At 60.4% G+C, this 23467-nt stretch carries 24 protein-coding genes; 20 read left to right on the top strand and 4 right to left on the bottom strand.

From position 1 onward, the window contains the following. The first annotated feature begins 5 nt into the window (after window positions 1–5). The 19 genes from POI8812_RS13220 to upp all read left to right on the top strand — a co-directional run bounded on the left by POI8812_RS13220 (window position 6) and on the right by upp (window position 20008). Window positions 6–314 (top strand): GNAT family N-acetyltransferase, encoded by a 309-nt coding sequence (locus tag POI8812_RS13220; protein WP_162844914.1) that lies wholly within the window; start codon window positions 6–8, stop codon window positions 312–314. Beyond that, window positions 307–2580: an NADP-dependent malic enzyme gene (locus POI8812_RS13215; RefSeq protein ID WP_108783048.1), complete on the top strand. Its 2274-nt coding sequence runs from the start codon at window positions 307–309 to the stop codon at window positions 2578–2580. The genes POI8812_RS13220 and POI8812_RS13215 overlap by 8 nt, the downstream gene beginning before the upstream one ends. Window positions 2581–2631: 51 nt before the next feature. After that, window positions 2632–3369, top strand: a complete 738-nt coding sequence (locus tag POI8812_RS13210; protein ID WP_108783047.1) for a hypothetical protein — start codon at window positions 2632–2634, stop codon at window positions 3367–3369. Window positions 3370–3379: 10 nt separating this feature from the next. After that, a complete protein-coding gene (locus tag POI8812_RS13205) occupies window positions 3380–5272 on the top strand; it encodes a propionyl-CoA synthetase (protein WP_108783046.1) in 1893 nt (630 codons plus the stop codon). After that, a complete protein-coding gene (locus POI8812_RS13200) occupies window positions 5269–6042 on the top strand; it encodes a response regulator (protein WP_108783045.1) in 774 nt (257 codons plus the stop codon). The genes POI8812_RS13205 and POI8812_RS13200 overlap by 4 nt, the downstream gene beginning before the upstream one ends. Window positions 6043–6107: 65 nt before the next feature. Further along, window positions 6108–7496, top strand: a complete 1389-nt coding sequence (locus tag POI8812_RS13195; RefSeq protein ID WP_245895401.1) for a sigma-54-dependent transcriptional regulator — start codon at window positions 6108–6110, stop codon at window positions 7494–7496. Between the two features lie 139 nt (window positions 7497–7635). Beyond that, entirely contained in the window at window positions 7636–8637 is a 1002-nt protein-coding gene (locus POI8812_RS13190; RefSeq protein ID WP_108783043.1) for a BMP family lipoprotein, read from the top strand. A 171-nt stretch (window positions 8638–8808) separates the two neighbouring features. Next, entirely contained in the window at window positions 8809–9798 is a 990-nt protein-coding gene (locus POI8812_RS13180) for a BMP family lipoprotein (RefSeq protein WP_108783041.1), read from the top strand. Window positions 9799–9844: 46 nt separating this feature from the next. Next, window positions 9845–10303: a VOC family protein gene (locus tag POI8812_RS13175; protein ID WP_108783040.1), complete on the top strand. Its 459-nt coding sequence runs from the start codon at window positions 9845–9847 to the stop codon at window positions 10301–10303. After that, entirely contained in the window at window positions 10300–11814 is a 1515-nt protein-coding gene (locus POI8812_RS13170) for an ABC transporter ATP-binding protein (RefSeq protein WP_108783039.1), read from the top strand. The genes POI8812_RS13175 and POI8812_RS13170 overlap by 4 nt, the downstream gene beginning before the upstream one ends. Window positions 11815–11878: 64 nt before the next feature. Beyond that, the gene (locus tag POI8812_RS13165) at window positions 11879–12976 is read left to right on the top strand and encodes an ABC transporter permease (protein WP_108783038.1); all 1098 of its coding nucleotides are present in this window, start codon (window positions 11879–11881) and stop codon (window positions 12974–12976) included. Next, window positions 12969–13934 (top strand): ABC transporter permease, encoded by a 966-nt coding sequence (locus tag POI8812_RS13160; RefSeq protein WP_108783037.1) that lies wholly within the window; start codon window positions 12969–12971, stop codon window positions 13932–13934. The genes POI8812_RS13165 and POI8812_RS13160 overlap by 8 nt, the downstream gene beginning before the upstream one ends. Then, window positions 13934–14320 (top strand): cytidine deaminase, encoded by a 387-nt coding sequence (locus POI8812_RS13155; RefSeq protein ID WP_108783036.1) that lies wholly within the window; start codon window positions 13934–13936, stop codon window positions 14318–14320. The genes POI8812_RS13160 and POI8812_RS13155 overlap by 1 nt, the downstream gene beginning before the upstream one ends. Before the next feature lie 2 nt (window positions 14321–14322). Further along, the gene (locus POI8812_RS13150) at window positions 14323–15129 is read left to right on the top strand and encodes a purine-nucleoside phosphorylase (RefSeq protein WP_108783035.1); all 807 of its coding nucleotides are present in this window, start codon (window positions 14323–14325) and stop codon (window positions 15127–15129) included. Next, window positions 15126–15890 (top strand): deoxyribose-phosphate aldolase, encoded by a 765-nt coding sequence (deoC, locus tag POI8812_RS13145; RefSeq protein WP_108783034.1) that lies wholly within the window; start codon window positions 15126–15128, stop codon window positions 15888–15890. The genes POI8812_RS13150 and deoC overlap by 4 nt, the downstream gene beginning before the upstream one ends. Beyond that, window positions 15890–17197 carry a thymidine phosphorylase gene (gene deoA, locus POI8812_RS13140; RefSeq protein WP_108783033.1) on the top strand — a complete coding sequence of 436 codons (1308 nt, stop codon included), beginning with the start codon at window positions 15890–15892 and terminating at the stop codon, window positions 17195–17197. Before deoC ends, deoA begins: the two co-directional genes overlap by 1 nt. Further along, the gene (locus POI8812_RS13135) at window positions 17197–18393 is read left to right on the top strand and encodes a phosphopentomutase (RefSeq protein ID WP_108783032.1); all 1197 of its coding nucleotides are present in this window, start codon (window positions 17197–17199) and stop codon (window positions 18391–18393) included. Before deoA ends, POI8812_RS13135 begins: the two co-directional genes overlap by 1 nt. Next, on the top strand, window positions 18390–19379 hold the full coding sequence (add, locus tag POI8812_RS13130) for an adenosine deaminase (protein ID WP_245895399.1): 990 nt from the start codon (window positions 18390–18392) through the stop codon (window positions 19377–19379). Before POI8812_RS13135 ends, add begins: the two co-directional genes overlap by 4 nt. Then, window positions 19376–20008, top strand: coding sequence for a uracil phosphoribosyltransferase (gene upp / locus POI8812_RS13125; RefSeq protein WP_108783031.1), 633 nt, complete (start codon window positions 19376–19378; stop codon window positions 20006–20008). Before add ends, upp begins: the two co-directional genes overlap by 4 nt. A gap of 87 nt (window positions 20009–20095) precedes the next feature. Here upp and POI8812_RS13120 read toward each other — a convergent pair whose 3' ends face one another. The 3 genes from POI8812_RS13120 to POI8812_RS13110 all read right to left on the bottom strand — a co-directional run bounded on the left by POI8812_RS13120 (window position 20096) and on the right by POI8812_RS13110 (window position 22841). Further along, on the bottom strand, window positions 20096–20788 hold the full coding sequence (locus tag POI8812_RS13120) for an NAD(P)-dependent oxidoreductase (RefSeq protein ID WP_108783030.1): 693 nt from the start codon (window positions 20786–20788) through the stop codon (window positions 20096–20098). A gap of 52 nt (window positions 20789–20840) precedes the next feature. After that, complete coding sequence (gene rpoH, locus POI8812_RS13115; protein WP_108783029.1) at window positions 20841–21737, bottom strand: RNA polymerase sigma factor RpoH; 897 nt, start codon at window positions 21735–21737, stop codon at window positions 20841–20843. 93 nt (window positions 21738–21830) lie between these two features. Next, on the bottom strand, window positions 21831–22841 hold the full coding sequence (locus POI8812_RS13110) for an RluA family pseudouridine synthase (RefSeq protein ID WP_108783028.1): 1011 nt from the start codon (window positions 22839–22841) through the stop codon (window positions 21831–21833). Between POI8812_RS13110 and POI8812_RS13105 the strand changes: the two genes are divergently transcribed. Next, complete coding sequence (locus POI8812_RS13105) at window positions 22840–23163, top strand: DUF6476 family protein (RefSeq protein WP_108783027.1); 324 nt, start codon at window positions 22840–22842, stop codon at window positions 23161–23163. The genes POI8812_RS13110 and POI8812_RS13105 overlap by 2 nt on opposite strands. On the opposite strand, the gene POI8812_RS13100 is transcribed toward POI8812_RS13105, so the two are convergent. Continuing rightward, window positions 23160–23465, bottom strand: a complete 306-nt coding sequence (locus POI8812_RS13100; RefSeq protein ID WP_108783026.1) for a hypothetical protein — start codon at window positions 23463–23465, stop codon at window positions 23160–23162. The genes POI8812_RS13105 and POI8812_RS13100 overlap by 4 nt on opposite strands. Window positions 23466–23467 lie beyond the last annotated feature (2 nt).

The following is a 23467-nucleotide window of genomic DNA, read 5'->3' as shown; positions in this document are numbered from 1 at the left end:
AGTCCATGTTTGTGGCCGCGGCCGCCCGTGGCAGCCGGGCGGCGTCACTGCTGTTGCGTGCGGTGGAAAGCGCAGCTTTGACAGCCGGGTGCGGGTTGGTCCGGCTTGAAACCGGGGTCGGTCTGGATGCGGCCCATCGGTTTTATGAGAAGAATGGGTTCCACCGGATTGGCCCGTTCGGCACATACCCGGACATTCCGGCCTCAATTTTCATGGAAAAGATTATTGCGCCGGATTTGCTTGGCGATCAGACCAAGGAGACGTTAGGTCACGCTCCACCAAAGAATGACGAAAAAGGGCAGGACGATGACTGAACAAAACCGCGCAAACCGGCAAGCCGCACTCGACTATCACGAGTTTCCGCGTCCCGGTAAGCTGGAGATCCGCGCAACCAAGCCGCTGGCCAACCAGCGGGATCTGGCGCGTGCATATTCTCCGGGCGTGGCGGAGGCCTGCATCGACATCAAGGAGAATCCTGCAGAGGCTGCGCGCTATACCGCGCGGCAAAATCTCGTTGCGGTCGTCACCAACGGGTCCGCCGTCCTGGGTCTGGGCAATATCGGGGCGCTCGCCTCTAAGCCGGTGATGGAGGGCAAGGCGGTGCTCTTCAAGAAATTCGCCAATATCGACTGTTTCGATATCGAGGTGGATGAAAAAGATCCTGAGAAGCTGGCGGATATCGTGACAGCGCTGGAGCCGACATTCGGCGCAATCAATCTTGAAGATATCAAGGCGCCCGATTGCTTCATCGTCGAAAAGCTCTGTCGCGAGCGGATGAACATACCGGTTTTCCATGATGATCAGCACGGGACGGCGATTGTGGTGGGTGCCGCAGCGCTGAACGCGATCCACCTGACCGACCGGAAATTTGAGGACATCAAGGTCGTTTCAACCGGTGGTGGTGCGGCCGGTATTGCCTGCCTGAACATGTTGCTCAAGCTGGGTGTAAAGCGGGAGAACGTGTTCCTGTGTGACCTGGCTGGGCTGGTGCATGAGGGCCGGGAAGAGGACATGACCCCGCAAAAAGCGGACTATGCCCAGCCCGGTGGCCCCCGCACATTGAACGATGTCATCGAAGGGGCGGACCTGTTTCTGGGGCTGTCCGGGCCGAATGTGTTGAAGCCCGAAATGGTCGCGAAGATGGCGGATGCACCGATCATTCTGGCGCTGGCCAACCCGAACCCTGAGATTGATCCGGCCGCAGCCCGCGAGGTGAAGCCCGATGCGCTGATCGCCACGGGCCGGTCTGACTATCCCAATCAGGTCAATAACGTCCTGTGTTTCCCGTTTATTTTCCGCGGCGCATTGGATGTCGGCGCGACCGAGATCAATGACGCGATGAAGATCGCTTGTGTCGAGGGCATCGCAGAACTGGCGCGGGCGGCCTCAAGCGCTGAGGCGGCAGCGGCCTATCATGGCGAGCGCCTTGTTTTCGGACCGGAATATCTCATCCCGAAGCCCTTTGATCCAAGGCTTTTGGCCGTTGTCGCGGGATCTGTTGCAAAAGCCGCGATGGAAAGCGGTGTGGCGACCCGACCTGTTGAAGACTTCGATGCTTACATGGAGGGGCTTGAGCGCTCGGTCTATAAATCCGGGCTGATCATGAAGCCGGTGTTCGAAGCCTCTCGCAGTGCGGCCCGTCGCATCGTCTTTGCCGAGGGTGAGGATGAGCGCGTGATCCGTGCGGCGCATGCGATGTTGGAGGAGACACCTGATGCGCCGATCCTGATCGGACGTCCTGACGTGATCGCCAATCGTGCCCAGCGCTTCGGCATTCCGATCCGCGAGGGGGACTTCGAGATCGTGAACCCTGAAAACGATCCGCGCTATCGCGACTATTGGGAGACATATCATCGGATCATGGCCCGGCAGGGCGTGACCCCGGACCTGGCCCGCGCGATCATGCGCACCAATACAACCGCCATTGGCGCGGTGATGGTCCAGCGGGGGGAGGCGGACAGCCTGATCTGCGGGGCGTTCGGTCAGTATCTCTGGCACCTCAACTATATCGAGCAGGTGCTAGGGGGGCAGGGCCTGTCGCCCGTCGGTGCCCTGAGCGTCATGATCCTAGAGAGTGGCGCATTGTTCATTGCCGACACCCATGTGCATCCTGAGCCTACGGCGGCCGAGATCGCGACCATCGCCATCGGGGCTGCACGCCATGTCCGGCGCTTTGGGCTGGACCCGAAAGTTGCGCTTTGCTCCCACTCTCAATTCGGCAACCTGAACACTGAGAGCGGCAAGCGGATGCGCGAAGCCCTTGCGATCCTTGATGGGAAGTCCTGCGGGTTCGAGTATGAGGGTGAGATGCATTCCGATGCAGCCCTCGACCCTGAATTGCGCGAACGCATCTTCCCCGGTGGCCGCCTCAATGGTGAGGCCAATGTGTTGGTCTTTGCAAATGCCGATGCGGCCTCCGGCGTGCGCAACATTCTGAAGATGAAAGCAGGCGGGCTGGAGGTTGGTCCGATCCTTATGGGCATGGGCAACCGCGCCCATATCGTGACCCCATCGATCACCGCACGTGGTTTGCTCAACATCGCGGCGCTGGCTGGCACACCGGTGGCGAATTATGCGTAACCTTTCCGTGCCTCCGGCGGGGATATTTCCCCCAAGAAGAAGGGGGCCGGTTTGGCGCTGATCCATATGATCTTTGCCATCGTGCTGACCGCGTTGACCCAGGTGGGCGGCGCGGTTTGGCTGTTGGCCTTGATCTTGCGGGGAACGGGACCTGCCCGCGTGCTGCGCCACGGATTTTTGCTGATCTCGCTGTACACGGCGTTTTCTGTTGGTGCGTGGGCGCTGTCGCCTGTGTTTGGTCGGGTCGCTTTGCCGTGTTTCGGGACGGATGTTGCAGGCTTGCGGGCCGAGCGCCTCGCCTTCTGCGTGATGAACCGCAGCTATGTCGTGCCGGAACTTGCAGACGAGTTGGTGTTGGTCGGGCAAGCGCTCGCCACGGAGGGCTATGAGCTAAGGACGCTTGATGCGGGGTTCCCGATCCCGATGCCTATGGTGCCCCATTTGACTCATGCGGCGGGGCGTGCGGTCGATATTGCGCTACCGCTCGACGGGATGCGGGCGCCTTTTGGTTATTTTGCCTTTGTCCAACCGCAGGAGGGGGATCCCCAGCCCTGCGACGGGCAGATCGCGGGGTTGCGCTGGGATTTGCCCGGCCTGCAACCGGCGACGGTGACGCTTGATGAGGGTGCGCTGCGGGCGCAGCTGACTGCAATTCTTGATCGACCTCGCCTGGAGGTGCTGATCGAACCGCATCTGGAGGCGCGGCTGGGCTTTGACAGTCCGCGTCTTCGGTTTCAGGGTTGCCATGCAGCCCGCCACGATGACCACATACATATAAGACTGAACTAGGAGACTGGACATGGGATATCGCGAGACGTACGAGGCCAGCTTGCGCGACCCGGAGGCATTCTGGTTGGAGCAGGCCAAGGCCATTGATTGGGATCAGGCGCCGACCCGCGCGCTCGACGAGTCCAAGGCACCGCTCTACGAGTGGTATCCCGATGCGATGGGCAATACCTGCTATAACTGCGTCGATCGCCATGTCGCAGCCGGTCGCGGCGATCAGGCCGCGATCATCCATGACAGCCCTGTCACCAACTCTAAGACAACGATCACCTACTCCGAATTGCTTGATCAGGTCTCTCGCCTTGCTGGCGTCCTGCGGGGGCATGGTGTGCTTAAAGGCGACCGGGTCGTTATCTACATGCCGATGGTGCCGGAAGCCCTCGTCGCCATGCTGGCCTGCGCGCGGATCGGTGCGGTGCATTCAGTGGTGTTCGGCGGATTTGCTGCGAAAGAGCTTGCCGTGCGCCTTGATGATTGTGCGCCAAAGGCGGTGATCGCGGGATCCTGCGGGATCGAGCCGGGCCGGGTCGTCGAATATAAACCTCTGCTGGATGAAGCAATCGAGCTTGCGGAGGCCAAGCCCGACATCTGTCTGATCCTGCAACGCGAGGCGGCACTGGCCAGCCTGATGCCGGGCCGTGATTTCGACCTGCATGATGAGATGGGGCGGGCGGACCCTGCGGAGTGTGTTCCGATTGCTGCGACCGATCCGCTCTATATCCTCTACACATCCGGTACGACGGGTCAGCCAAAGGGTGTCGTTCGCCCCTCTGGCGGGCACATGGTCGCGCTGCACTGGACGATGAAAAACCTCTACAACGTCGAGGCGGGTGACGTGTATTGGGCCGCCTCGGATGTGGGTTGGGTCGTAGGGCATTCCTATATCTGCTATGGGCCGCTGCTGGCTGGATGTACGACCATTGTGTTTGAGGGCAAACCGGTTGGGACGCCCGACGCAGGCACGTTCTGGCGTGTCATTGCCGAGCACAAAGTGCGCACCTTCTTCACAGCGCCGACCGCATTTCGCGCGATCAAGCGGGAGGACCCAAAAGGTGAATTTGTCGGCAAGTACGACATGTCGAGCCTTCAGGCGTTGTATTTTGCCGGTGAACGGGCGGACCCCGATACGGTGAATTGGGCAGGTGAGATGCTGGGCGTTCCGGTCATCGACCACTGGTGGCAGACTGAAACCGGCTACGCCATTGTGGCAAACCCTCTGGGATTGGAGCCGCAACCGATCAAGGTCGGCTCTCCGACTGTGCCGATGCCGGGCTATGATGTGCAGATCCTGAGCCCGGAAGGGGAGCAGATGGGCGCAGGTGAGCTGGGCGCCGTCGCCATCAAGCTGCCCCTGCCACCGGGCACATTGCCGACCTTGTGGAATGCGCAGGAGCGTTACCTGAAATCCTATCTCACCACTTTCCCCGGTTACTATGAGACCGGTGATGCGGGGATGCTGGACGAAGATGGGTATCTCTACATCATGGCGCGCACGGATGATGTCATCAACGTCGCCGGGCATCGTCTGAGCACGGGCGCGATGGAGGAGGCACTGGCCGGGCATCCCGACGTTGCCGAATGTGCCGTCATCGGCGCGGCGGACACGCTGAAAGGACAGGTGCCGGTCGGTTTTCTGTGCTTGAGCAAAGGTGTGAACCGTCCCGAGGCCGAAATTGTCGCTGAATGCGTTGCCAAGGTTCGGGAAGAGATCGGACCGGTTGCGGCCTTCAAATCCGCGGTGGTTGTGGATCGCCTGCCCAAGACGCGCTCTGGCAAGATCCTGCGAGGTGTGATGGTCAAGATTGCCGATGGAACCGAGTGGAAGATGCCGGCCACAATCGATGATCCAGCCATTCTCGATGAGATTGGTGATGCGTTGCAGCGGATCGGGTTTGCCAAGGGATGAGACCAGAGCTTCCAGATCTGTCCGGGCTCAAAGTGCTTGTCGCGGAAGACAATGCGACGAGCCTAGAGGTCGTCTGCACCATGCTTGCGACCATGGGCGCGCGGACAATCGGGGCACGGGATGGTCTGGATGCACTTGAAAAGGTCAGGGCAAATCGCCCTGACCTGATCCTGCTGGATCTGGAGATGCCCGAGATGTCGGGATTGGACGTTTTGCAAGTCTTGGCGGGTGATGCCGATGCGCCCCCGGTGCTCTGCCTGACGGGCCATACGGCCCCTGAATATGTGGAGCGTGTCACCAATCTCGGCGCGGCAGGATTGTTGGGCAAACCCATCCGAAAGCTCGATGCGCTGGGTGAGCGGGTTTTGCACGCCGTTGGGCAGCGCGCCAAGGTTGCGGATGTGGCTCACCTGCCAAATCCGCAGCGTGAAGCGCTCGACCTCGAGGTCTTCCGCCCGTTGGCGGAGATGATGGGACCGGAGATGATCCGCAAGGTTCTTGCCCAGATGGAAACCGATATCGGTCGGACGATTGGCGATCTTGAGACCGCCAGTCGCGAAGGCGATTTCGGCAAAGCCCGCAGCGCCGCCCATGTCATGGTCAGCGTGTCCGGTTCGGTCGGTGCGAGGCAGCTTATGCACCGCGCCCGGCAGATTTCGGCCGCGGCACAGAAAATGGACCTGGACCGCCTACAGGCGTTGGCGAGCGGGTTGCGGAAATTGCTCGATGATCTGATCTGCGCCATCTCAGCAGAGGTCGATCGGCCCTAATTCTCATTTTGCAAAAGACTCCTGTGGTGCGAATCTCAATTCGCGGTAAGCTGTAGGCTATGCAGATGAATATCCTCCTGGTTGAAGACACGCCGTCCCTGTCGATGGTGTACGAGGCTGCGCTGACCCGGGGAGGACATCGGGTGACGAGCGTGTTTACCGCGCGGGATGCACGCGCCACCTTCAACGCCGACCTGCACAATGTTGTTTTGCTCGACATGATGCTGCCCGATGGCAATGGGCGTGATGTTCTGGCTGAGATCAAGCAGATCGCGCCCTGGACCGAAGTGATCGTGATCACCTCGAACACGTCGATTGACGTTGCCGTTGATGCCATGCGCCTTGGTGCTTCGGACTTTCTGGTAAAGCCGTTTGATGAGCATCGTCTGCTCTCAGCGGTCGGGGCGGCCCGTAAGCCGCAGACGCCAAGCGCCCCGGCAGGTGAGGGTGGGACGACAGAAATCCCGAATGGCTTCATTGGCGATAGCGCGGCGATGAAAGCGGTCTATCAGACGGTCCATGTCGTGGCGCGGTCGAGTGCCTCGGTCTTCATCACAGGCGAAAGCGGAACCGGGAAGGAAGTCTGTGCACAGGCGCTTCACGCCCATTCGAATCGGGCGGAGAAGCCGTTCGTGCCTCTCAATTGTGGGGCCATACCGGCCCATCTGCTGGAATCAGAGGTGTTCGGGCACCTCAAGGGCAGCTTCACCGGTGCGATTGCCGATAAGGAGGGGGCTGCAACCGCCGCTGATGGCGGGACGCTTTTTCTTGACGAAATCTGCGAGATGGATCTGGCGCTGCAAACGAAGTTGCTGCGGTTCATTCAAAGCTCCACGGTTCAGCCGGTTGGCGCGACGCGCGCGCGCCGGGTAGATGTGCGGATCGTTTGTGCGACGAATCGAGATCCGGCGGCCGAGGTGGCGGCCGGGCGGTTCCGCGAAGACCTCTATTATCGCCTGCACGTCGTGCCCATCCATATGCCGCCATTGCGGGACCGGGGGGAGGACGTGAACCAAATTGCAGAGCACATGTTGCGTGTCTTTTCGGCCGAGGAAGGGCGGGAGTTTTCTGGATTGGCTGAGGATGTGAAGGCGTTATTTCGCGCCGCGCCGTGGCGCGGGAACGTTCGCGAACTGCTCAACGTGTTGCGATCTGCTGTCGTGCTGAACGAGGGTCCGGTGTTGACGGGCGCGATGCTCCCGCCTGCTTTGCGGGCGTCCAATGCCCCTTATGATGGCGGCGCGTCACGGTCAGGGGTTGGAGCAGGCGTGTCTTCCACCGACCCGTTTGTAAGCCTCGTCGGCCGTGCTTTGGGTGATGTGGAGCGTAGCTTTATCGAAGCCACAATTGACCATTGTGGCGGGTCGATTCCACGCGCGGCGCGCATGCTGGAAATCTCTCCGTCCACGCTCTATCGCAAGCGCGATTCGTGGCTGAAAGAGGCTGCGTCGTGACGTGGTGGCAGGTGTGCCAGCGCTGTTTTGCGCTTGAAACACCCCGGCGAATAGGTTGCACTGCCGCAGTTCCCCTGCGCAGGGGAGACGCATTTCAAGCTGGCGGCAGGCCAGCGACACACACGAAAAGAGGTATCTGATGAAGAAGACTTTGATCGCAGCCGCCGTGGCCTCGATGGCTGCATTCGGCGCGCAGGCCGACGGCCACTCCGAAATCCAGCCCGCGGTCGTCTATGACCTTGGCGGCAAGTTCGACCAGTCCTTCAACCAGGCCGCCTATACCGGCGCGGAGCGGTTCCTTGCTGAAACCGGCATCGAGTATCGCGATTTTGAAATCCAGAACGACGCGCAGCGTGAGCAGGCGCTGCGCCGCTTCGCATCCCAGGGTTACAACCCGATCATCGCCATCGGTTTCTCCCACGGTGCAGCTGTTGAGAAAGTTGCGGCAGAGTTCCCTGATGTCGACTTTGCAATCGTCGATATGGTCGTCGATCAGCCCAACGTGCGTTCCATCGTGTTCCGTGAGCACGAAGGCTCCTACCTCGCAGGTGTCGCGGCAGCGCTGGCATCCGAGTCCAACGCAGTTGGCTTCGTCGGCGGCATGGACATCCCACTGATCCGCCGTTTTGAGTGTGGTTATATCGGTGGCGCGCGCTCCGTTTCCGCGGATATCGAGGTGTTCGGCAACATGACCGGCACTGACGGTTCCGCATGGAACAACCCGACGCGCGGTGCGGAGCTTGCACGCTCTCAGTTCGAGCGCGGCGCGGACGTGGTTTATCACGCGGCAGGCGGCACGGGCGTGGGCGTCCTGCAGGCAGCAGCGGACGAGGGCATGCTGGGTATCGGCGTCGATTCCAACCAGAACGGCATGCACCCGGGTTCCGTCCTGACCTCCATGCTCAAGCGTGTGGACAATGCTGTCTTCGACACGTTCTCGGACGCGATGAATGGTGAGTTCTCCTACGGCTTCAACGTGAACGGCCTAGCCGAGCGCGGTGTCGGCCTTGCCTTTGACGAGAACAACGCAGAGCTGATGACCCCGGCCATCCGCGCCGCTGTCTACGAAGCGGCGTATGATATCGCGACCGGTGCGGTGATGGTTCATGACTACACTTCTGACGGTGCTTGCCCCTACTGATCGGCAACCATCATCGACTTTTGGAAGGGCACGCCAGCTTGGCGTGCCCTTTCGCGTTTTGGCGAATGCGGTTCTGGAACGTAGCGTCGCGAACGTTCAATTCGTTGAGAATCGATATTGAACCAGTTGGTCAAAAATGACATGGAGCGATCTTCGCTACGAGGATCCCACATGAAACGCCTTGCCTTCGCTTCCGCTTTTGTCGCCCTTTCCATCACATTCCCGGCCCACGCCGATGGCCCAGTGCTGTTCTATGATGGTGGGGAGAAGTTCGACGCCTCCTTCAACGAAAGCGCCTATAACGGCGCGGTTCTGTATCAGCAGACCGAAGGTGGCAGTTTCTCGGAAGTGATCCTGCCCGACAGCGCTGATCGGATCGAATTGATGCGTGATTATGCACGGCAGGGCTTTGAGCCGATCGTCGCGATCGGATTCCTCTATGGTGAGGCCGTGGACACGGTCGCGGCAGAGTTCCCGAACACTGATTTTGCAATTGTGGACATGGTCGTGGATCAGCCCAACGTACGCTCCGTTGTGTTTCGGGAGCATGAGGGCTCTTACCTGATGGGAATGATGGCTGCCATGGCCTCTGAATCCGGTACGGTCGGATTTGTTGGTGGGATGGACATTCCTGTCATCCATAAGTTTGCCTGCGGGTATGTTGGTGGCGTGCGTGCCGTGAACCCGGCGGCCGAAGTGTTGGTTGAAATGACCGGCACCACGCCGGCGGCGTTCAACAACCCGGCACGCGGCGAAGAAATTGCCGAAGGTCAGATCGCAGCGGGGGCCGATGTCATCTATCACGCTTCCGGCGGAACCGGCGTGGGCGTGCTCGATGCCGCTGCTGACGCGGGAATCCTCGGGATTGGCGTGGACATGAACCAGAACGGGCTCGAGCCTGGCTCCGTCCTGACATCCATGCTGAAGCAGGTCGACTATGCGGTCTATTTTGCGCTGAAAGATTCTGCCGACGGCAACTTCACCTATGGTGTGCAGAGCCTCGGGCTTGAAGATCGCGGGGTCGGTTACGCAGTTGATCAGCATAACCAGTTTCTTGTCGATCGTGGTATGGTCGCCCAGGTTGAAACGGCGTCGTTCGGGATCATATCCGGAGATATTGCCGTCCACGACTACATGTCTGACAATGCGTGTCCGTACTGAGCAAGATTTTGCTTGCTAATCTTTGACCGCATGGTCAAATTTCCGAATGGATATTCAGCAACAAGCCAAGCCAGACTTTCGCATCGGCGGATTGGGAGAAATCGCAATCCGCTGCAGTGACATGGACGCGATGTGCGCCTTCTATGAGGGCGTCATAGGTCTGGAGCCACTCGCTCGCCGTTCGGGCAGCATCCAATTCTACAAACTGGGCGAGGGTGTCGCCGGTCACACGCAAGTGCTTGCTCTGTTCGGTCCGGATGCGCAGGTGCGCCCGGGCTTGCACGCGACGGGCGGAGCGATTGGCGGCTCTGAGTCCTCTCTGCACCATTTGGCGCTGGGGATCACACCGGAAGAGCAGGACAAGGCCATCGCGTGGTATCAGGCGCACGACATCGCCTACCGGATCGAGAATTTTGACTGGATCGGATGGCGTGGCCTCTTCACGACAGACCCGGAAGGCAATACCGTCGAGCTTGTCGCAAAGGTGAAGGAGCCAGCCGCATGAGCGCACCTGCCATCGAGTTGAAGGGCATTTCCAAGAGTTTCGGCGCGGTTCATGCCAATCGCGATATCGACCTGACGGTTGAGAAGGGCACGATCCACGGCATCATCGGGGAGAACGGCGCCGGCAAATCCACGCTGATGTCGATCCTCTACGGTTTCTATCAAGCCGACAAAGGCACGATCGCGGTCGATGGGGCACGGGTCACGATCAAGGACTCCGATGCGGCTATCTCCCTGGGTATCGGCATGGTCCATCAGCACTTCATGCTGGTCGAGCCCTTTACCGTTCTTGAAAACGTGATGCTGGGGGCAGAAGGCGGCGCTCTGCTGAACCGCGGCCGGGCAGAGGCTCGGAAGGAACTGGAGCGGCTTGAGAAAGAATACGAACTGAATGTCGATCCCGATGCAATCGTCGGCGACTTGCCGGTGGGCATCCAGCAGCGGGTGGAGATCCTCAAGGCGCTCTATCGCGGGGCGGAGATCCTGATCCTCGATGAGCCGACGGGCGTTCTCACCCCCGACGAGGCGGATCATCTGTTCCGCATCCTTGGACAGCTGCGCGCGCAGGGAAAGACGGTTCTGCTGATCACACACAAGCTGCGGGAGATCATGGCGATCACCGATGATGTGAGTGTGATGCGCCAGGGCCAGATGGTCGCCTCCCGCCATACGGCGGAGACGAGTGTCGAGGAACTGGCCGAATTGATGGTGGGTCGTCGCGTTCTTCTGCGTGTCGAAAAAGGGGAGGCCAATCCGGGCAAGGTGAAGCTGGAGGTCAGCGGGCTGAACGTCGTTGACGAGCTGGGCGTCGCCCGCGTCAAAGAGGCCAGCTTGCAAGTTCGCGCCGGAGAGATTGTCGGAATCGCCGGGGTGTCTGGCAATGGCCAGTCCGAGTTGCTCGAAGCGATTGCCGGGATCGGCCCGATCACGACAGGCAGCGTCGAATTGTTCGACATCGCCGGTGAGCCGACGCCCTGGCGTCCCCGCCATGGGCTGGGTCACGTGCCCGAGGATCGTCACAAGATGGGGCTGGTCACAAAGTTTCTGGCCAAGGAGAACGCCGTGCTGGGCTATCAGCGCGAAGACGAGTTCGGATCTGGCGTGATGATGGACAAGGGTGCGGTGCTTGAAACCTGCAAGCGCCACATGGAGGCGTTTGATGTGCGCCCGCCGGATCCCAACCTGAAGGCTGCGAATTTCTCGGGCGGCAACCAGCAGAAAATCGTGCTGGCGCGCGAGATTGAGAATGATCCCGACGTCCTGATCGTCGGCCAGCCCACGCGCGGCGTTGATGTCGGCGCAATCGAGGCGATCCACCGCCGCCTGATCGAGTTGCGCGACGCGGGCAAGGCGATCCTGCTCGTGTCCGTCGAACTGGATGAAATCCGGGCGTTGTCGGACCGGATCATCGTGATGTTCGCCGGCGAAATCATGGGCGAAGTTGGCCCCGAGGCAACAGAACGGGAGATCGGCCTGCTGATGTCCGGTGTGCGCGACGGAGCAGCGGCATGATGCAAAACCATTACGCCTCCGGCGGGGATATTTGGACCAAGAAGAAGGGCAGAGGGCGCATCCTATGAACAAGGAACTTCCCGGCTGGGTTGACTATGGGCTGCTGCCGCTCCTCAACCTAATGACGGCCTTCATCGTGGCAGGGCTTGTGGTGCTCGCTATTGGTGAGAACCCGCTAGAGGCCGTTGGGCACATCGCTTACGGCGCGTTTGGGTATGGCAATGGTGTTGGGTACACGCTGTTCTACACCACGAATTTTATCTTCACCGGCCTCGCTGTTGCTGTCGCTTTTCATGCCAGTCAGTTCAATATCGGCGGAGAGGGACAGGCATATCTTGGCGGGTTGGGCGTCGGTTTGGCGTGTTTGGGGCTGGATCATGTTCTGCCGTGGTGGGGGATTTTGCCCTTCGCCATCGCGATGGGGGCCTTGTTCGGCGCGATTTGGGCCGCAATCCCCGGTTATCTCTTTGCCAAGCGTGGCGCGCATGTCGTGATCACGACGATCATGTTCAACTTCATCAGCTATTCGCTGATGAACTACCTGATCAACAACTTCCTGAAGGTTCCCGGAAACGCCTCTGTTCAGTCGCGGACATTCGAGCAGACGGCCTGGATGCCAAAGCTTGAATGGCTCTCTGGTATGTTCCCGGGAATTCAGACCAGCCCGGCAAACCTGTCTTTCGTGCTGGCCCTGGTGGCATGTGTCTTTGTCTATATCCTGATCTGGCGCACCAAGTTTGGTTACGAGGTGCGTGTCTATGGGGCGAACCCGACTGCGGCACGCTATGCGGGGATCTCCACTACGCGGATCGTCGTGTTGACCATGGCGATTTCCGGCGCGCTTGCCGGGTTGATGGGGATGAACCCGGTGATGGGGGACCAGAACCGCATCTTCCTGGACATTCCGCAGCAAGCGGGTTTCGTCGGGATCGCCGTCGCATTGATGGGACGCTCCCACCCGCTTTGGATCGTCTTCGCGGCTTTGCTGTTCGGAATGCTCTATCAAGGTGGAGCGGAACTGGCATTTGAGATGCCCAGCATTACGCGGGACATGGTGGTCGTCATTCAGGGCCTCGTCATTCTGTTTGCCGGTGCGATGGAATTCATGTTCCGCCCCTGGATTGCCGGATTGTTCACGATGATGGAGAAGTCCGATGCTTGAGCTGCTGCAGGTTTCAAACCTCGACTCCACCATTCGTTTGGCAACGCCATTGTTGCTGGCCTGTTTGGCCGGTCTTTATTCCGAGCGGTCAGGCGTGTTCGATATCGGGCTTGAGGGCAAGATCCTGATTGCGGCCTTTGCAGGGGCGGCGGTCGGCGTCACGATGGGCAATGCGTGGATTGCGCTTGGCGCGGCCATCCTGACCTCCGTCGCCTTCGCACTGATCCACGGCGTCGCGTGCATAACCTTCCGGGGCAATCAGATCGTGTCTGGGGTGGCGATCAACTTCCTTGCGCTGGGACTTGCTGCCGTGATCGGCAATGCGATGTTCCAGATGGGCGGACGATCCCCACAACTGCCGAATGAGGCGCGGCTTCAGGGTGGGGATCGGGCGTTATTCTCGTGGATGGAAGATCTTGGCCCGGTCGGCGAGGCCGTGCACAATCTCTTCTTTGACCAGTCGATATTTGTCTATCTGGCCTTTGCGGCAGTTCCCTTCACGTGGTGGGTTCTGTTCCGCACGCGGTTCGGCATGCGTCTGCGCGCTGTAGGAGAGAATCCGGCTGCGGTAGATACTGCAGGGATTTCGGTCACAGGCCTGCGCTATCGCGCGGTCATCTGTGCGGGGATCTTGTGTGGTCTGTCCGGTGCGACCCTCTCCATGGCGCTGAACTCCGGCTATATCAACAATATGAGCGCCGGGCGCGGGTTCATCGCACTTGCCGCGCTGATCTTTGCAAAATGGCGCCCGGTTCAGGCGATGATGGCGTGTCTGCTTTTCGCATTTCTTGAAGCGTCCGAGAGCCGTTTGCAGGGCAAAGAAGTGCTCGGCTTTGAAATCCCGGTTCAGCTGGTTCAGGCCCTACCCTACATCTTGGTGGTCGTCCTGCTTGCGGGCTTCATCGGGCAGGCGCGGGCCCCCAAGGCCGGCGGCGTGCCTTACGTGAAGGAGCGGTGATGGAAGACCTGTTCGAGGCGGCGCGCATTGCCCGCGAAAACGCTCACGCGCCCTATTCGAAATTCAAGGTGGGCGCAGCCTTGCGGACGCCCTCCGGCATCTTCGCGGGCTGCAATGTGGAAAATATCGCCTATCCCGAAGGCACCTGTGCCGAGGCGGGCGCGATCGCCGCGATGTGTGCGGCGGGAGAGCGCAAGATCACCGAAGTGCTTGTCATCGCCGACAGCCCTGTGCCGATCACACCATGTGGCGGGTGTCGGCAAAAGCTGGCTGAGTTTGCAGACTGTGACGTGACGCTGATCCTGGCCGGGCTAGATGGCGAAGCAGGCCGCATGAAGGTGGGCGACCTGCTGCCCGGTACCTTCACCTCTGAACATCTGGAGTGACCATGTCTGATACTCTGCGCGCGCGGATCGGTGAGGAGCCGATCACGCTTGGTTTGATCCTCGGCTCTGGTCTTGGCGCAATGGCCGATGAGATGGAGGACGCAGTGCGCGTTCCCTTTGACGAGATCGAGGACTTCCCCGTCTCCACCGTCGGTGGACACAAGGGCGAACTGGTCGTGGGTCTGCTTGAGGGCGTGCGCTGCGCGATTCTGTCGGGACGCGTCCACTACTATGAGGCCGGAAATGCGGCTGTGATGCAGCCTGCGCTGGAACTTCTAAAGGACCTGGGCGCAGACAGCCTGCTGCTCACCAACTCCGCCGGATCGACACGCCCGGAAATGCCGCCCGGTTCTCTCATGGCGATCAGCGATCACATCAATTATTCCGGTCTGAACCCGCTGATGCAGTGGAAAACGAAAGACGGGCAGCCTGAGAAGGATCCGTTTGTCGGGATGGTGAACGCCTATGATCCGGGCCTGCGCGACCGCATGGTCGCTGCCGCCGAAAGTGTCGGGCAAAACATCTATCATGGGGTTTATGCCTGGTTTTCGGGCCCGTCTTTCGAGACGCCGGCGGAAATCCGTATGATCCGCATGATGGGCGCGGATGCCGTTGGAATGTCCACCGCACCAGAAACGATCATGGCCCGCAAGCTGGGCCTGAAGGTTGCCGCGGTATCCTGCATTACGAATTTCGGGGCGGGCATGACCGAAGGCGACAACAGCCACGAAGAAACACTCGACGAGTCGAAAAAGGCTCGCGCCAAATTCATTCGCCTCGTCCGCGCCTATATCGGGAGCTTCGCATGAGCGATCTCAAAGCCGCAGCCAAGCTGGCAATCAGCTGCCTCGACCTGACCAATCTCAACGATGATTGCACTGAAGAGGATGTGCGTGAGCTATGCGCGCGCGCACGCACCCCTCATGGCAACACGGCTGCTGTATGTCTTTGGCCCCGCTTCGTCCCGGTCGCGAAAGAGGCGCTCGCGGGGAGCGGCATTCGCATTGCCACCGTCGTGAACTTCCCAGGCGGCATGGACGAGGTTGACGATGTGCTCGACCTGACCGAGCAGGCCGTGCGCGACGGTGCTGACGAAATCGATATGGTGATCCCCTATCCCAAGCTGATCGAAGGTCATGCGGGCGATGTTTCCTCGCTTGTCCGCCGTATTCGCAAGGCGGGGGATGGGGCGCTTGTGAAATCCATTCTGGAAACGGGCATGCTCGCCAATGCGGACACGGTCCGCGCAGCCTGCAAGGCAGCCCTCGATGGTGGCGCACATTTCCTGAAGACCTCCACAGGTAAGGTGCCGGTCAATGCCACGCCTACAAGCGCGCGCCTGTTGTTGGAGGCGATCCGCGACAATGGCGACCCGTCCATCGGCTTCAAGCCCGCAGGCGGTGTGAAGACGACTGAGGACGCACGGGACTACATCAACCTCGCAAACGAGATCATGGGGGACGGCTGGGCCACGCCCCAGACCTTCCGTCTTGGCGCGTCCGGCGTTCTGACAGCCTTGCTGGCGACACTCAACGATGCCGATGCACCGAACGCGGCGGAGGGCTACTGATGCTGCCGCAAGAGGTTATCGCGAAAAAACGGGACGGCGATGCGCTCTCAACCGAAGAGGTGCGGTTCTTCGTGAAGGGCCTGCATGATGAAAGCATCACCGAAGGACAGGTCGGCGCGATGGCGATGGCGGTCCTGCTCAACGGGATGAGCATGGAGGAACGCGTCGCCCTGACCCTTGCCATGCGGGATAGCGGCACCGTGATCCCCTGGGACCTCGACGGCCCGGTGATTGACAAGCATTCGACGGGCGGCGTGGGGGACAACGTTTCACTGATGCTGGCACCGGCGCTCGCGGCATGTGGGGCCTATGTGCCGATGATTTCGGGTCGCGGTCTGGGCCATACCGGCGGAACGCTCGACAAATTTGACGCCATTCCGGGCTACCGCACGCAACCTGATCTCGACGAACTCAAGCGCGTGACCCGACAGGTCGGGTGCGCCATTATCGGTCAGACGCCGGATATTGCGCCCGCTGACAAGCGGTTTTACGGCATTCGGGATGTGACCGGAACGGTCGAGAGCATCGATCTGATCACGGCGTCAATCCTGTCGAAGAAACTGGCCGCCGGGCTGGATGCACTGGTGCTCGACGTCAAAGTCGGCTCTGGCGCATTCATGGCCACGGCTGAGGACGCGGACGGGTTGGCCCGATCCCTTGTGGAAGTGGCCAACGGGGCAGGCTGCAAAACCTCGGCCATCATTACGGACATGAACGAGCCATTGGCGACCGCTGCTGGAAATGCACTCGAAATGCTGAACGCTGTTCGCTTCTTGAAGATGGAGGAGATCGACAGCCGCCTTTGGGATGTGACCGTCGCATTGGGCGGGCAGGCGCTCTATCTTGCAAAGATCGCGACTTCGGCTGCTGCGGGTGAAGAGAAGATGCGCACGGCTTTCGAAAGTGGACAGGCGGCGGAGAAGTTCGGGCAGATGGTCACAGCCCTTGGCGGACCGTCCGACTTTATGGACCGTCCCGAGGCCCATCTTGCCCATGCCGCCGTCGTGCGGGAGGTGATTGCCGACAAGCCTGGCTTCGTGTCTCGCATCAACACCAAGGCGGTCGGCCTCGCTGTCGTGGAACTGGGCGGTGGCCGTGTGCGCGCAGCTGATCCAATTGACTACGCCGTAGGTCTCGACATGTTGGCCGGGCGGGGCATGCGCGTCGACGCGGAACAGCCAATCGCTCGCATTCACGCCGCCAGTGAGCAGGACGCTGATCGCGCAGAGGCGCGTTTGCGCACCGCGTATCAGGTCAGCGAAACGCCATCTCAGGATCTCCCATTGGAAAAGGGACGGATCGGCTGATGGCGCGTGCGTTCCTTATGGTGATGGACTCGGTCGGCTGCGGCGGTGCACCGGACGCCGCCCAATTTGGCGATGAGGGTTCAAACACATTGGGACATATTGCGCAGGCCTGTGCGGAAGGTCGCGCCGAAGAGGGGCGAACCGGCCCTTTGCATATGCCGAACCTGGACAGGCTTGGCCTTGGCGCGGCCATCCGACTGGCGTCTGGCCTACAGGCGCCCGGTCTCGATGCTGTTCCGCAGGCCGCATGGGGGGCTGCGACCGAGCTTAGCCAGGGCAAGGACACGCCGTCCGGTCACTGGGAACTGGCTGGTGTCCCTGTTCCCTTTGATTGGCACTATTTCCCGAATGCGAACCCGGCCTTTCCCAAAGAGCTGACGGATCACTTGATCGCGAACGCAAAGCTGCCCGGCATTTTGGGCAACAAACATGCGTCGGGCATGCCGATCATCCGCGAATTGGCCGAGCAACATATCTCAACAGGTGCCCCGATCTGCTACACATCGGCCGACAGTGTGTTCCAGATCGCAGCGCATGAAGACCATTTTGGCCTCGACCGGCTGTATGAAGTCTGTGAGGAGGCTGCAAAGCTGGTTCACCCGATGATGGTGGGCCGTGTCATCGCCCGTCCTTTCGTTGGAGAGCCTGGCAACTTCACACGGACCGCCAACAGGCGAGACTACGCGATTGAGCCGCCAGAGCCTACCTTGTGCGACCGAGCCGTGGCTGGCGGCGGACGCACGATTGCAGTTGGTAAGATTGGCGACATCTTTGCCCATCGCGGGATTTCTGAGTTGCACAAGGCCAAGGATGACATGGGCCTGTTCGACCATTGCGTTCGTCTGATGGAGGATGCGGCCGACGGCGATTTCGTTTTCGCCAATTTCGTGGAATTCGACAGTCTATACGGTCATCCGCGCGATGTATCGGGCTATGCGCGCGCTTTGGAAGCCTTTGACGCGCGCGTGCCCGAACTGCTCGGGCGATTGCGGCCAGACGATCTGATGATCTTCACCGCCGATCATGGCAACGATCCGACCTGGTCAGGAACGGAGCACACGCGGGAGCGGGTGCCGGTGCTGGCCGTTGGTCTGGGTCAACGCGCATTGGGGCTGCACGGGTTTGCAGATGTCGGTGAGACAGTCGCCGCTCATCTGGGCCTCGCGCCCGGCAATCACGGAAAGAGTTTGATTTGACCGAAACGACAGCGGTGGTGGACCTGCCGAAAACCGAACTTCACTTGCATCTGGAAGGGGCGGCCCCCCCGGCCTTCATCGCGCGGCTTGCGCAGGAAAAGGGTCTGGATCTGTCTGCGGTGATTGAAGGCGACACATATATCTACACCGATTTCCCGGCTTTTCTTGCAGCCTATGAAGCTGTGTCAGCCTGCCTGCAAACGCCGGATGACTACCGACGCCTCACCCGCGCCGTGTTGGAACAGTCGCGCGACGAGGGCGTGATCTATACGGAACTGTTTGTCGCACCGTCGATTACGGGATCCTCGATGGCGGATTGGGCCGAGTATCTCGCCGGCATGGAAGCAGGAGCCGATGATGTGCCAGAGGTGGAGTGCCGCTTCATCTCCACCGCTGTGCGCCACATGGGGGCTGAGGTCGCGCGCCAGACGGCAGAAGTCACGGTCGCACATCTTTCCCCGCGCCTCACGGGGTGGGGCATGGGCGGCAATGAAAGCACCTTCGCCCCGCGCGACTTCGCCGTGGCCTTCGATATTGCACGGGAGGCCGGGCTCGGCATCACCACCCACGCAGGAGAGATCGAGGGGCCAGAGAGCGTGCGCGACAGTCTGGATGCCCTGCGGCCCTCGCGCATTGGGCATGGCGTGCGGGCGTGGGAAGACCCTGAACTGGTCGCGCGTCTGGTGGCCGAGGATATCACGCTTGAAGTGAATCCGGGCTCGAATATTCGCTTGGGCGTCTATCCTGCGATCGAGCAGCACACGATCCAGAAACTACGCTCCGCCGGTGTGAAGGTGACCGTCTCCACAGATGATCCGCCCTATTTCCACACCACCATGCGTAAGGAATATGCCGAGCTGAACCGTGTCTTCGGCTGGACCCGTTCCGATTTCGATGCAATCAACCGAACCGCAATGGATGCAGCATTTTGCGATGCCGCGACACGCGCCCGCCTGCGCGCCAACTTCGAAGGAGACCGAGCATGAGCGATCACCTGACGGTCGTTGACCACCCCCTCGTTCAACACAAACTGACGCTCATGCGTGAAAAACACACGTCCACAGCCGTGTTTCGTCAGCTGCTGCGCGAAATTTCGCACCTCATCGCCTATGAGGTGACCCGTGATCTTCCGATGACGACAAAGAATATCGATACACCGCTTGTCGAAATGGATGCCCCCACGTTGAAGGGAAAGAAGCTGGCGCTGATCTCGATTCTGCGCGCGGGCAACGGCCTTCTCGATGGAGTGTTGGAGCTGATCCCGTCCGCACGGGTCGGCTTTGTTGGCCTCTATCGCGACGAGGAAACGCTCCAGCCGGTCCAGTATTACTATAAGGTGCCCGCAGAGATGGATCAGCGCGTTGTCATCGCGGTGGATCCCATGCTCGCAACCGGCAACTCCTCGGCCGCCGCGATCGACCTACTCAAGGAGTCCGGTGCGAAGGATATTCGTTTCCTGTGCTTGCTCGCCGCCCCTGAAGGCGTCGCGCGCATGAAAGAGCGCCATCCGGATGTGCCGATCATCACCGGCGCTCTCGATGAACGGCTCAATGATAAGGGCTATATCCTGCCCGGGCTTGGCGATGCCGGCGATCGGATGTTCGGGACGAAGTGACTTTCACGTCCTTCAAATATCCCCGCCGGAGGCACATGACAGTGATCGTGGCTGCCTCCGGCGGGGATATTTTTGCCAAGAAGATGTCTAGCGGACGTTGCCAGCGTTACGGCGCATAACCTTGCCGTCATCGGCTTGCGAAAAGCACGGGCTGGCACGTTGCCAGCTGCCCTCCGCCACGCAATCGACCATGAACCGGGCAAGATCGGCGCGGCGGGTCAGCCAGTGTCCCTCGGGCGGGCGCTCTGCATATGCGGCCGGTGGCGCGCTTTCGATAGGGTCATCCTGAAGATAGCCCGCGCGGACACAGGTGAACTGCAGTTTCTCGTGGGCTGCGAGTTCACGCTCCATCATGCGCATCTGACTGTAGACGCGCGTCAGCGCCATGACCGGCCCGGCACGAAACCAGAGCGGGCCAAAGTCATTGGCACGCGACCAGAGCGCAGAGATGCACACGAGCCTTTCGACTCCGATCTTTTCCATTGCGGCGACAACATTGGCGTGACCATCGGTGTAGAGCGGCGGCGGGCTTGCCAGCGTCTTTGGGTCATTGTCCACGCCAAGGGCGGAGATCACGGCCGTGCATCCTTCGACCGCTGCACTGATCCCGGATGGCTTCAGCACGTCAACCTCAACCTTGGTCAACTGGTCTGCGCTGTGTTCGAGTTTTTCGGGATTGCGCATTCCCGCAGTGACCCTCCAGCCACGTGAGAGTGCTTCATCAAGAATGAGGCGACCGGTTGCCCCGGTCGCCCCCAAAAGTAAAATGTGCTGGGTCATCCAAAATTGCCTTCGTCAAAATCCATGATGAGGAAGGTAGTCCGGATCAGGCTCAGTTCACGGCGGGGATCATGCCCTGTTCTGCGGCAAGTTCCCGCATCCGCTTTTGCAGCTTTTCGAATGCACGAACTTCAATCTGGCGAATACGCTCGCGGCTGACACCGTATTCCTGGCTCAACTCTTCCAGTGTCTTCGGCTCATCTTGCAGTTTGCGCTCTGTCAGGATGTGGCGCTCACGCTCGTTGAGGTCTTCCATCGATTGCATCAGCAATGTGCGGCGGCTGTCGAGCTCGTCCTGCTCGGCATATTCCTCGGCCTGATCGACATCGTCGGCCAGCCAGTCCTGCCATTCAGATGCACCCTCACCATCGCTTTTGAGCGGAGCATTCAGAGAGGCGTCACCCCCTGAAAGCCGCCGGTTCATCGAGGTCACTTCCTCTTCCGTCACCCCCAGATCATTCGCGATCTTGGCGACGTTTTCGGGTCGCAGATCCCCGTCTTCGAGCGCGCCGATCTTGTTCTTGGCCTTGCGTAGGTTGAAGAACAGTTTCTTTTGCGCAGCGGTCGTGCCCATTTTCACGAGCGACCAGGAGCGCAGGATATATTCCTGGATCGAGGCGCGGATCCACCACATTGCATAGGTCGCAAGGCGGAAACCCTTTTCGGGATCGAACCGTTTTACGGCCTGCATCAGGCCGACATTTGCCTCTGACACAACTTCAGCCGTGGGCAGGCCATAACCGCGATAGCCCATCGCGATCTTGGCGGCGAGCCGCAAGTGTGAGGTGACGAGCTGATGGGCGCTGTCCTTGTCCTGATGATCAACCCAGGCCTTGGCCAGCATGTATTCCTGTTCCGGCTCCAGCATCGGGAACTTACGGATTTCCTGCATATAGCGGGACAGCCCCTGCTCTGGGGACGGGGCGGGAAGGGAGGTGTAGTTTGCCATCGGAATACCTCGCGTGCGTCTGCATCTTGTTGAAGATCGTATTTAGAAACAGTTACGCGCTTTACAAGAACTGAGTTCACTTATTTCAACGTTTCACGGCGCCGTGAGATTTCGCAGCGCTGACAAGAGCTCCTGCATGTCGTCAGGCAGCGGGCTTTCGAAACTCAACTGCGCCCCAGTGATTGGATGTTCGAACCCCAAGATCGCGGCGTGAAGCGCCTGCCGGGGGAATGTCTTAAGCACCCGTGCGGCCTCAGGTACGGCGCGGCCCGCGCCATAGACCTGATCGCCGATCAGCGCATGTCCTGCATGGGTCATGTGGACACGGATCTGGTGCGTCCGCCCGGTTTCCAACCGGCATTCGATCAGCGCGGCGAGGGGACGGGCGAGATCGAATTTTTCCAGCACGGTCGCGCGCGTCACGGCTTGGCGACCTTGCGGACGCACCGCCATCTTCTTGCGATCCGCCGGATGCCGGTCGAGATGGGTGGCAATGCGCAGCACACCACCCGGTTCGAGCGTCACCCCGGGCGTGCCGCGCAGACGCGGATCGCCCGCATCCGGCACACCATGGCAAAGCGCACGGTAGCGTCGTTCAATGTCATGGGCAGCGAATTTACGCGACAGCGCCTGATGGGTGGCATCGTCCTTGGCTATGACAAGAAGCCCCGACGTGTCTTTGTCGATACGGTGTACGATGCCGGGGCGTCGTTCTCCGCCAATACCGGACAGGCTGTCAGCACAATGGTGTAGCAAGGCGTTGACCAGTGTTCCGCGTTCCGCGCCGGGGGCCGGGTGCACGACCATCCCGGCCGGTTTGTCCACGACGATCAGATGTGCATCTTCAAATACGATGCTGAGGGGAATGTCCTCGGGCTGGGGCGTTGGGTCCGCAGGGGGCGGTGGTGTCACCGTAAAGCGTTCGCCCAGGGCGACCTTGCGCCGAATATCAGTCTCTACGCCCGCTTGGCCCGTCACCGCGCCAGCCTCGATCAACTGCTGCAGACGCGACCGGCTGAGCGCGGCCCCCTCTGGCGCTGCGTCGGCAAGCACCTTATCAAGACGGCCAGCGCTGGCCGCGACCAGTTCAAGAGGATCGGACATGGAACCTTCTCCGCCACAGGACCTGCCGGAACCGCCAAAGCTCGCATTCCTGCGGCGGCTGGTCACGACACTCACCATTGTGATGATCCTTGCGGTGATAACGGTGGTCGGCCTGCTTGTCATCCGCCTGAGTGCGACGGCCCCTGCGCGCCCCACATTGCCTGATGAAATAGAGGTGCCAGCCGGAGAGGTGATCTCTGCCGTTACATTCGGTCAGGGCTGGTATGCTGTCGTGACGATGCTTGAGGACGGTGATCAGGTCTTGCGGCTCCACAGGGCCGACGGCACGACCTTTGATGAAGTGCTGATCCCAGCCGACTAACGCAGCTGGAAACGCTTCGCGCTCGCGATGAAAAAGAAGATCGTTACCATCACCAGAATGGGGAAGAGCTGCGTTTCCAACACCGGCAGGAAAACCCATTCCCACAGGCGCGGGCTGATATAGCGCTCGATGGCCGGTTGCAGACCCAAAAGGCTGTTGCGATCAAAGGTCGCCCAGACCTCTCCCGCCAGCTTCATCCGAAAATCGCGCCCCGCCCCGATTGAGGACGAAAAATCGCCATAGAGACGCCAAGCGGCCAAGCCGGTGAAAATCCATGCCAGCAGCCGGAAGACCTTTTTCATAT

The sequence above is a fragment of the Pontivivens insulae genome (assembly GCF_900302495.1).
Classification (GTDB): Bacteria; Pseudomonadota; Alphaproteobacteria; order Rhodobacterales; family Rhodobacteraceae; genus Pontivivens; species Pontivivens insulae.
Note: the sequence above shows the minus strand (reverse complement) of the source record. Positions and strands in the feature narration are given on the sequence as shown.

What these genes read in the sequence shown, in the direction of transcription:
- upp (WP_108783031.1), top strand. Translation starts at nt 19,376, where the DNA reads ATGAGCGATCACCTGACGGTCGTTGACCACCCCCTCGTTCAACACAAA.
- POI8812_RS13160 (WP_108783037.1), top strand. Translation starts at nt 12,969, where the DNA reads ATGCTTGAGCTGCTGCAGGTTTCAAACCTCGACTCCACCATTCGTTTG.
- POI8812_RS13205 (WP_108783046.1), top strand. Translation starts at nt 3,380, where the DNA reads ATGGGATATCGCGAGACGTACGAGGCCAGCTTGCGCGACCCGGAGGCA.
- POI8812_RS13195 (WP_245895401.1), top strand. Translation starts at nt 6,108, where the DNA reads ATGAATATCCTCCTGGTTGAAGACACGCCGTCCCTGTCGATGGTGTAC.
- POI8812_RS13120 (WP_108783030.1), bottom strand. Translation starts at nt 20,788, where the DNA reads ATGACCCAGCACATTTTACTTTTGGGGGCGACCGGGGCAACCGGTCGC.
- rpoH (WP_108783029.1), bottom strand. Translation starts at nt 21,737, where the DNA reads ATGGCAAACTACACCTCCCTTCCCGCCCCGTCCCCAGAGCAGGGGCTG.
- POI8812_RS13100 (WP_108783026.1), bottom strand. Translation starts at nt 23,465, where the DNA reads ATGAAAAAGGTCTTCCGGCTGCTGGCATGGATTTTCACCGGCTTGGCC.
- POI8812_RS13135 (WP_108783032.1), top strand. Translation starts at nt 17,197, where the DNA reads ATGGCGCGTGCGTTCCTTATGGTGATGGACTCGGTCGGCTGCGGCGGT.
- POI8812_RS13110 (WP_108783028.1), bottom strand. Translation starts at nt 22,841, where the DNA reads ATGTCCGATCCTCTTGAACTGGTCGCGGCCAGCGCTGGCCGTCTTGAT.
- deoC (WP_108783034.1), top strand. Translation starts at nt 15,126, where the DNA reads ATGAGCGATCTCAAAGCCGCAGCCAAGCTGGCAATCAGCTGCCTCGAC.
- POI8812_RS13165 (WP_108783038.1), top strand. Translation starts at nt 11,879, where the DNA reads ATGAACAAGGAACTTCCCGGCTGGGTTGACTATGGGCTGCTGCCGCTC.
- deoA (WP_108783033.1), top strand. Translation starts at nt 15,890, where the DNA reads ATGCTGCCGCAAGAGGTTATCGCGAAAAAACGGGACGGCGATGCGCTC.
- POI8812_RS13105 (WP_108783027.1), top strand. Translation starts at nt 22,840, where the DNA reads ATGGAACCTTCTCCGCCACAGGACCTGCCGGAACCGCCAAAGCTCGCA.
- POI8812_RS13150 (WP_108783035.1), top strand. Translation starts at nt 14,323, where the DNA reads ATGTCTGATACTCTGCGCGCGCGGATCGGTGAGGAGCCGATCACGCTT.
- POI8812_RS13200 (WP_108783045.1), top strand. Translation starts at nt 5,269, where the DNA reads ATGAGACCAGAGCTTCCAGATCTGTCCGGGCTCAAAGTGCTTGTCGCG.
- POI8812_RS13170 (WP_108783039.1), top strand. Translation starts at nt 10,300, where the DNA reads ATGAGCGCACCTGCCATCGAGTTGAAGGGCATTTCCAAGAGTTTCGGC.
- POI8812_RS13215 (WP_108783048.1), top strand. Translation starts at nt 307, where the DNA reads ATGACTGAACAAAACCGCGCAAACCGGCAAGCCGCACTCGACTATCAC.
- POI8812_RS13190 (WP_108783043.1), top strand. Translation starts at nt 7,636, where the DNA reads ATGAAGAAGACTTTGATCGCAGCCGCCGTGGCCTCGATGGCTGCATTC.
- POI8812_RS13180 (WP_108783041.1), top strand. Translation starts at nt 8,809, where the DNA reads ATGAAACGCCTTGCCTTCGCTTCCGCTTTTGTCGCCCTTTCCATCACA.
- POI8812_RS13220 (WP_162844914.1), top strand. Translation starts at nt 6, where the DNA reads ATGTTTGTGGCCGCGGCCGCCCGTGGCAGCCGGGCGGCGTCACTGCTG.
- POI8812_RS13175 (WP_108783040.1), top strand. Translation starts at nt 9,845, where the DNA reads ATGGATATTCAGCAACAAGCCAAGCCAGACTTTCGCATCGGCGGATTG.
- POI8812_RS13155 (WP_108783036.1), top strand. Translation starts at nt 13,934, where the DNA reads ATGGAAGACCTGTTCGAGGCGGCGCGCATTGCCCGCGAAAACGCTCAC.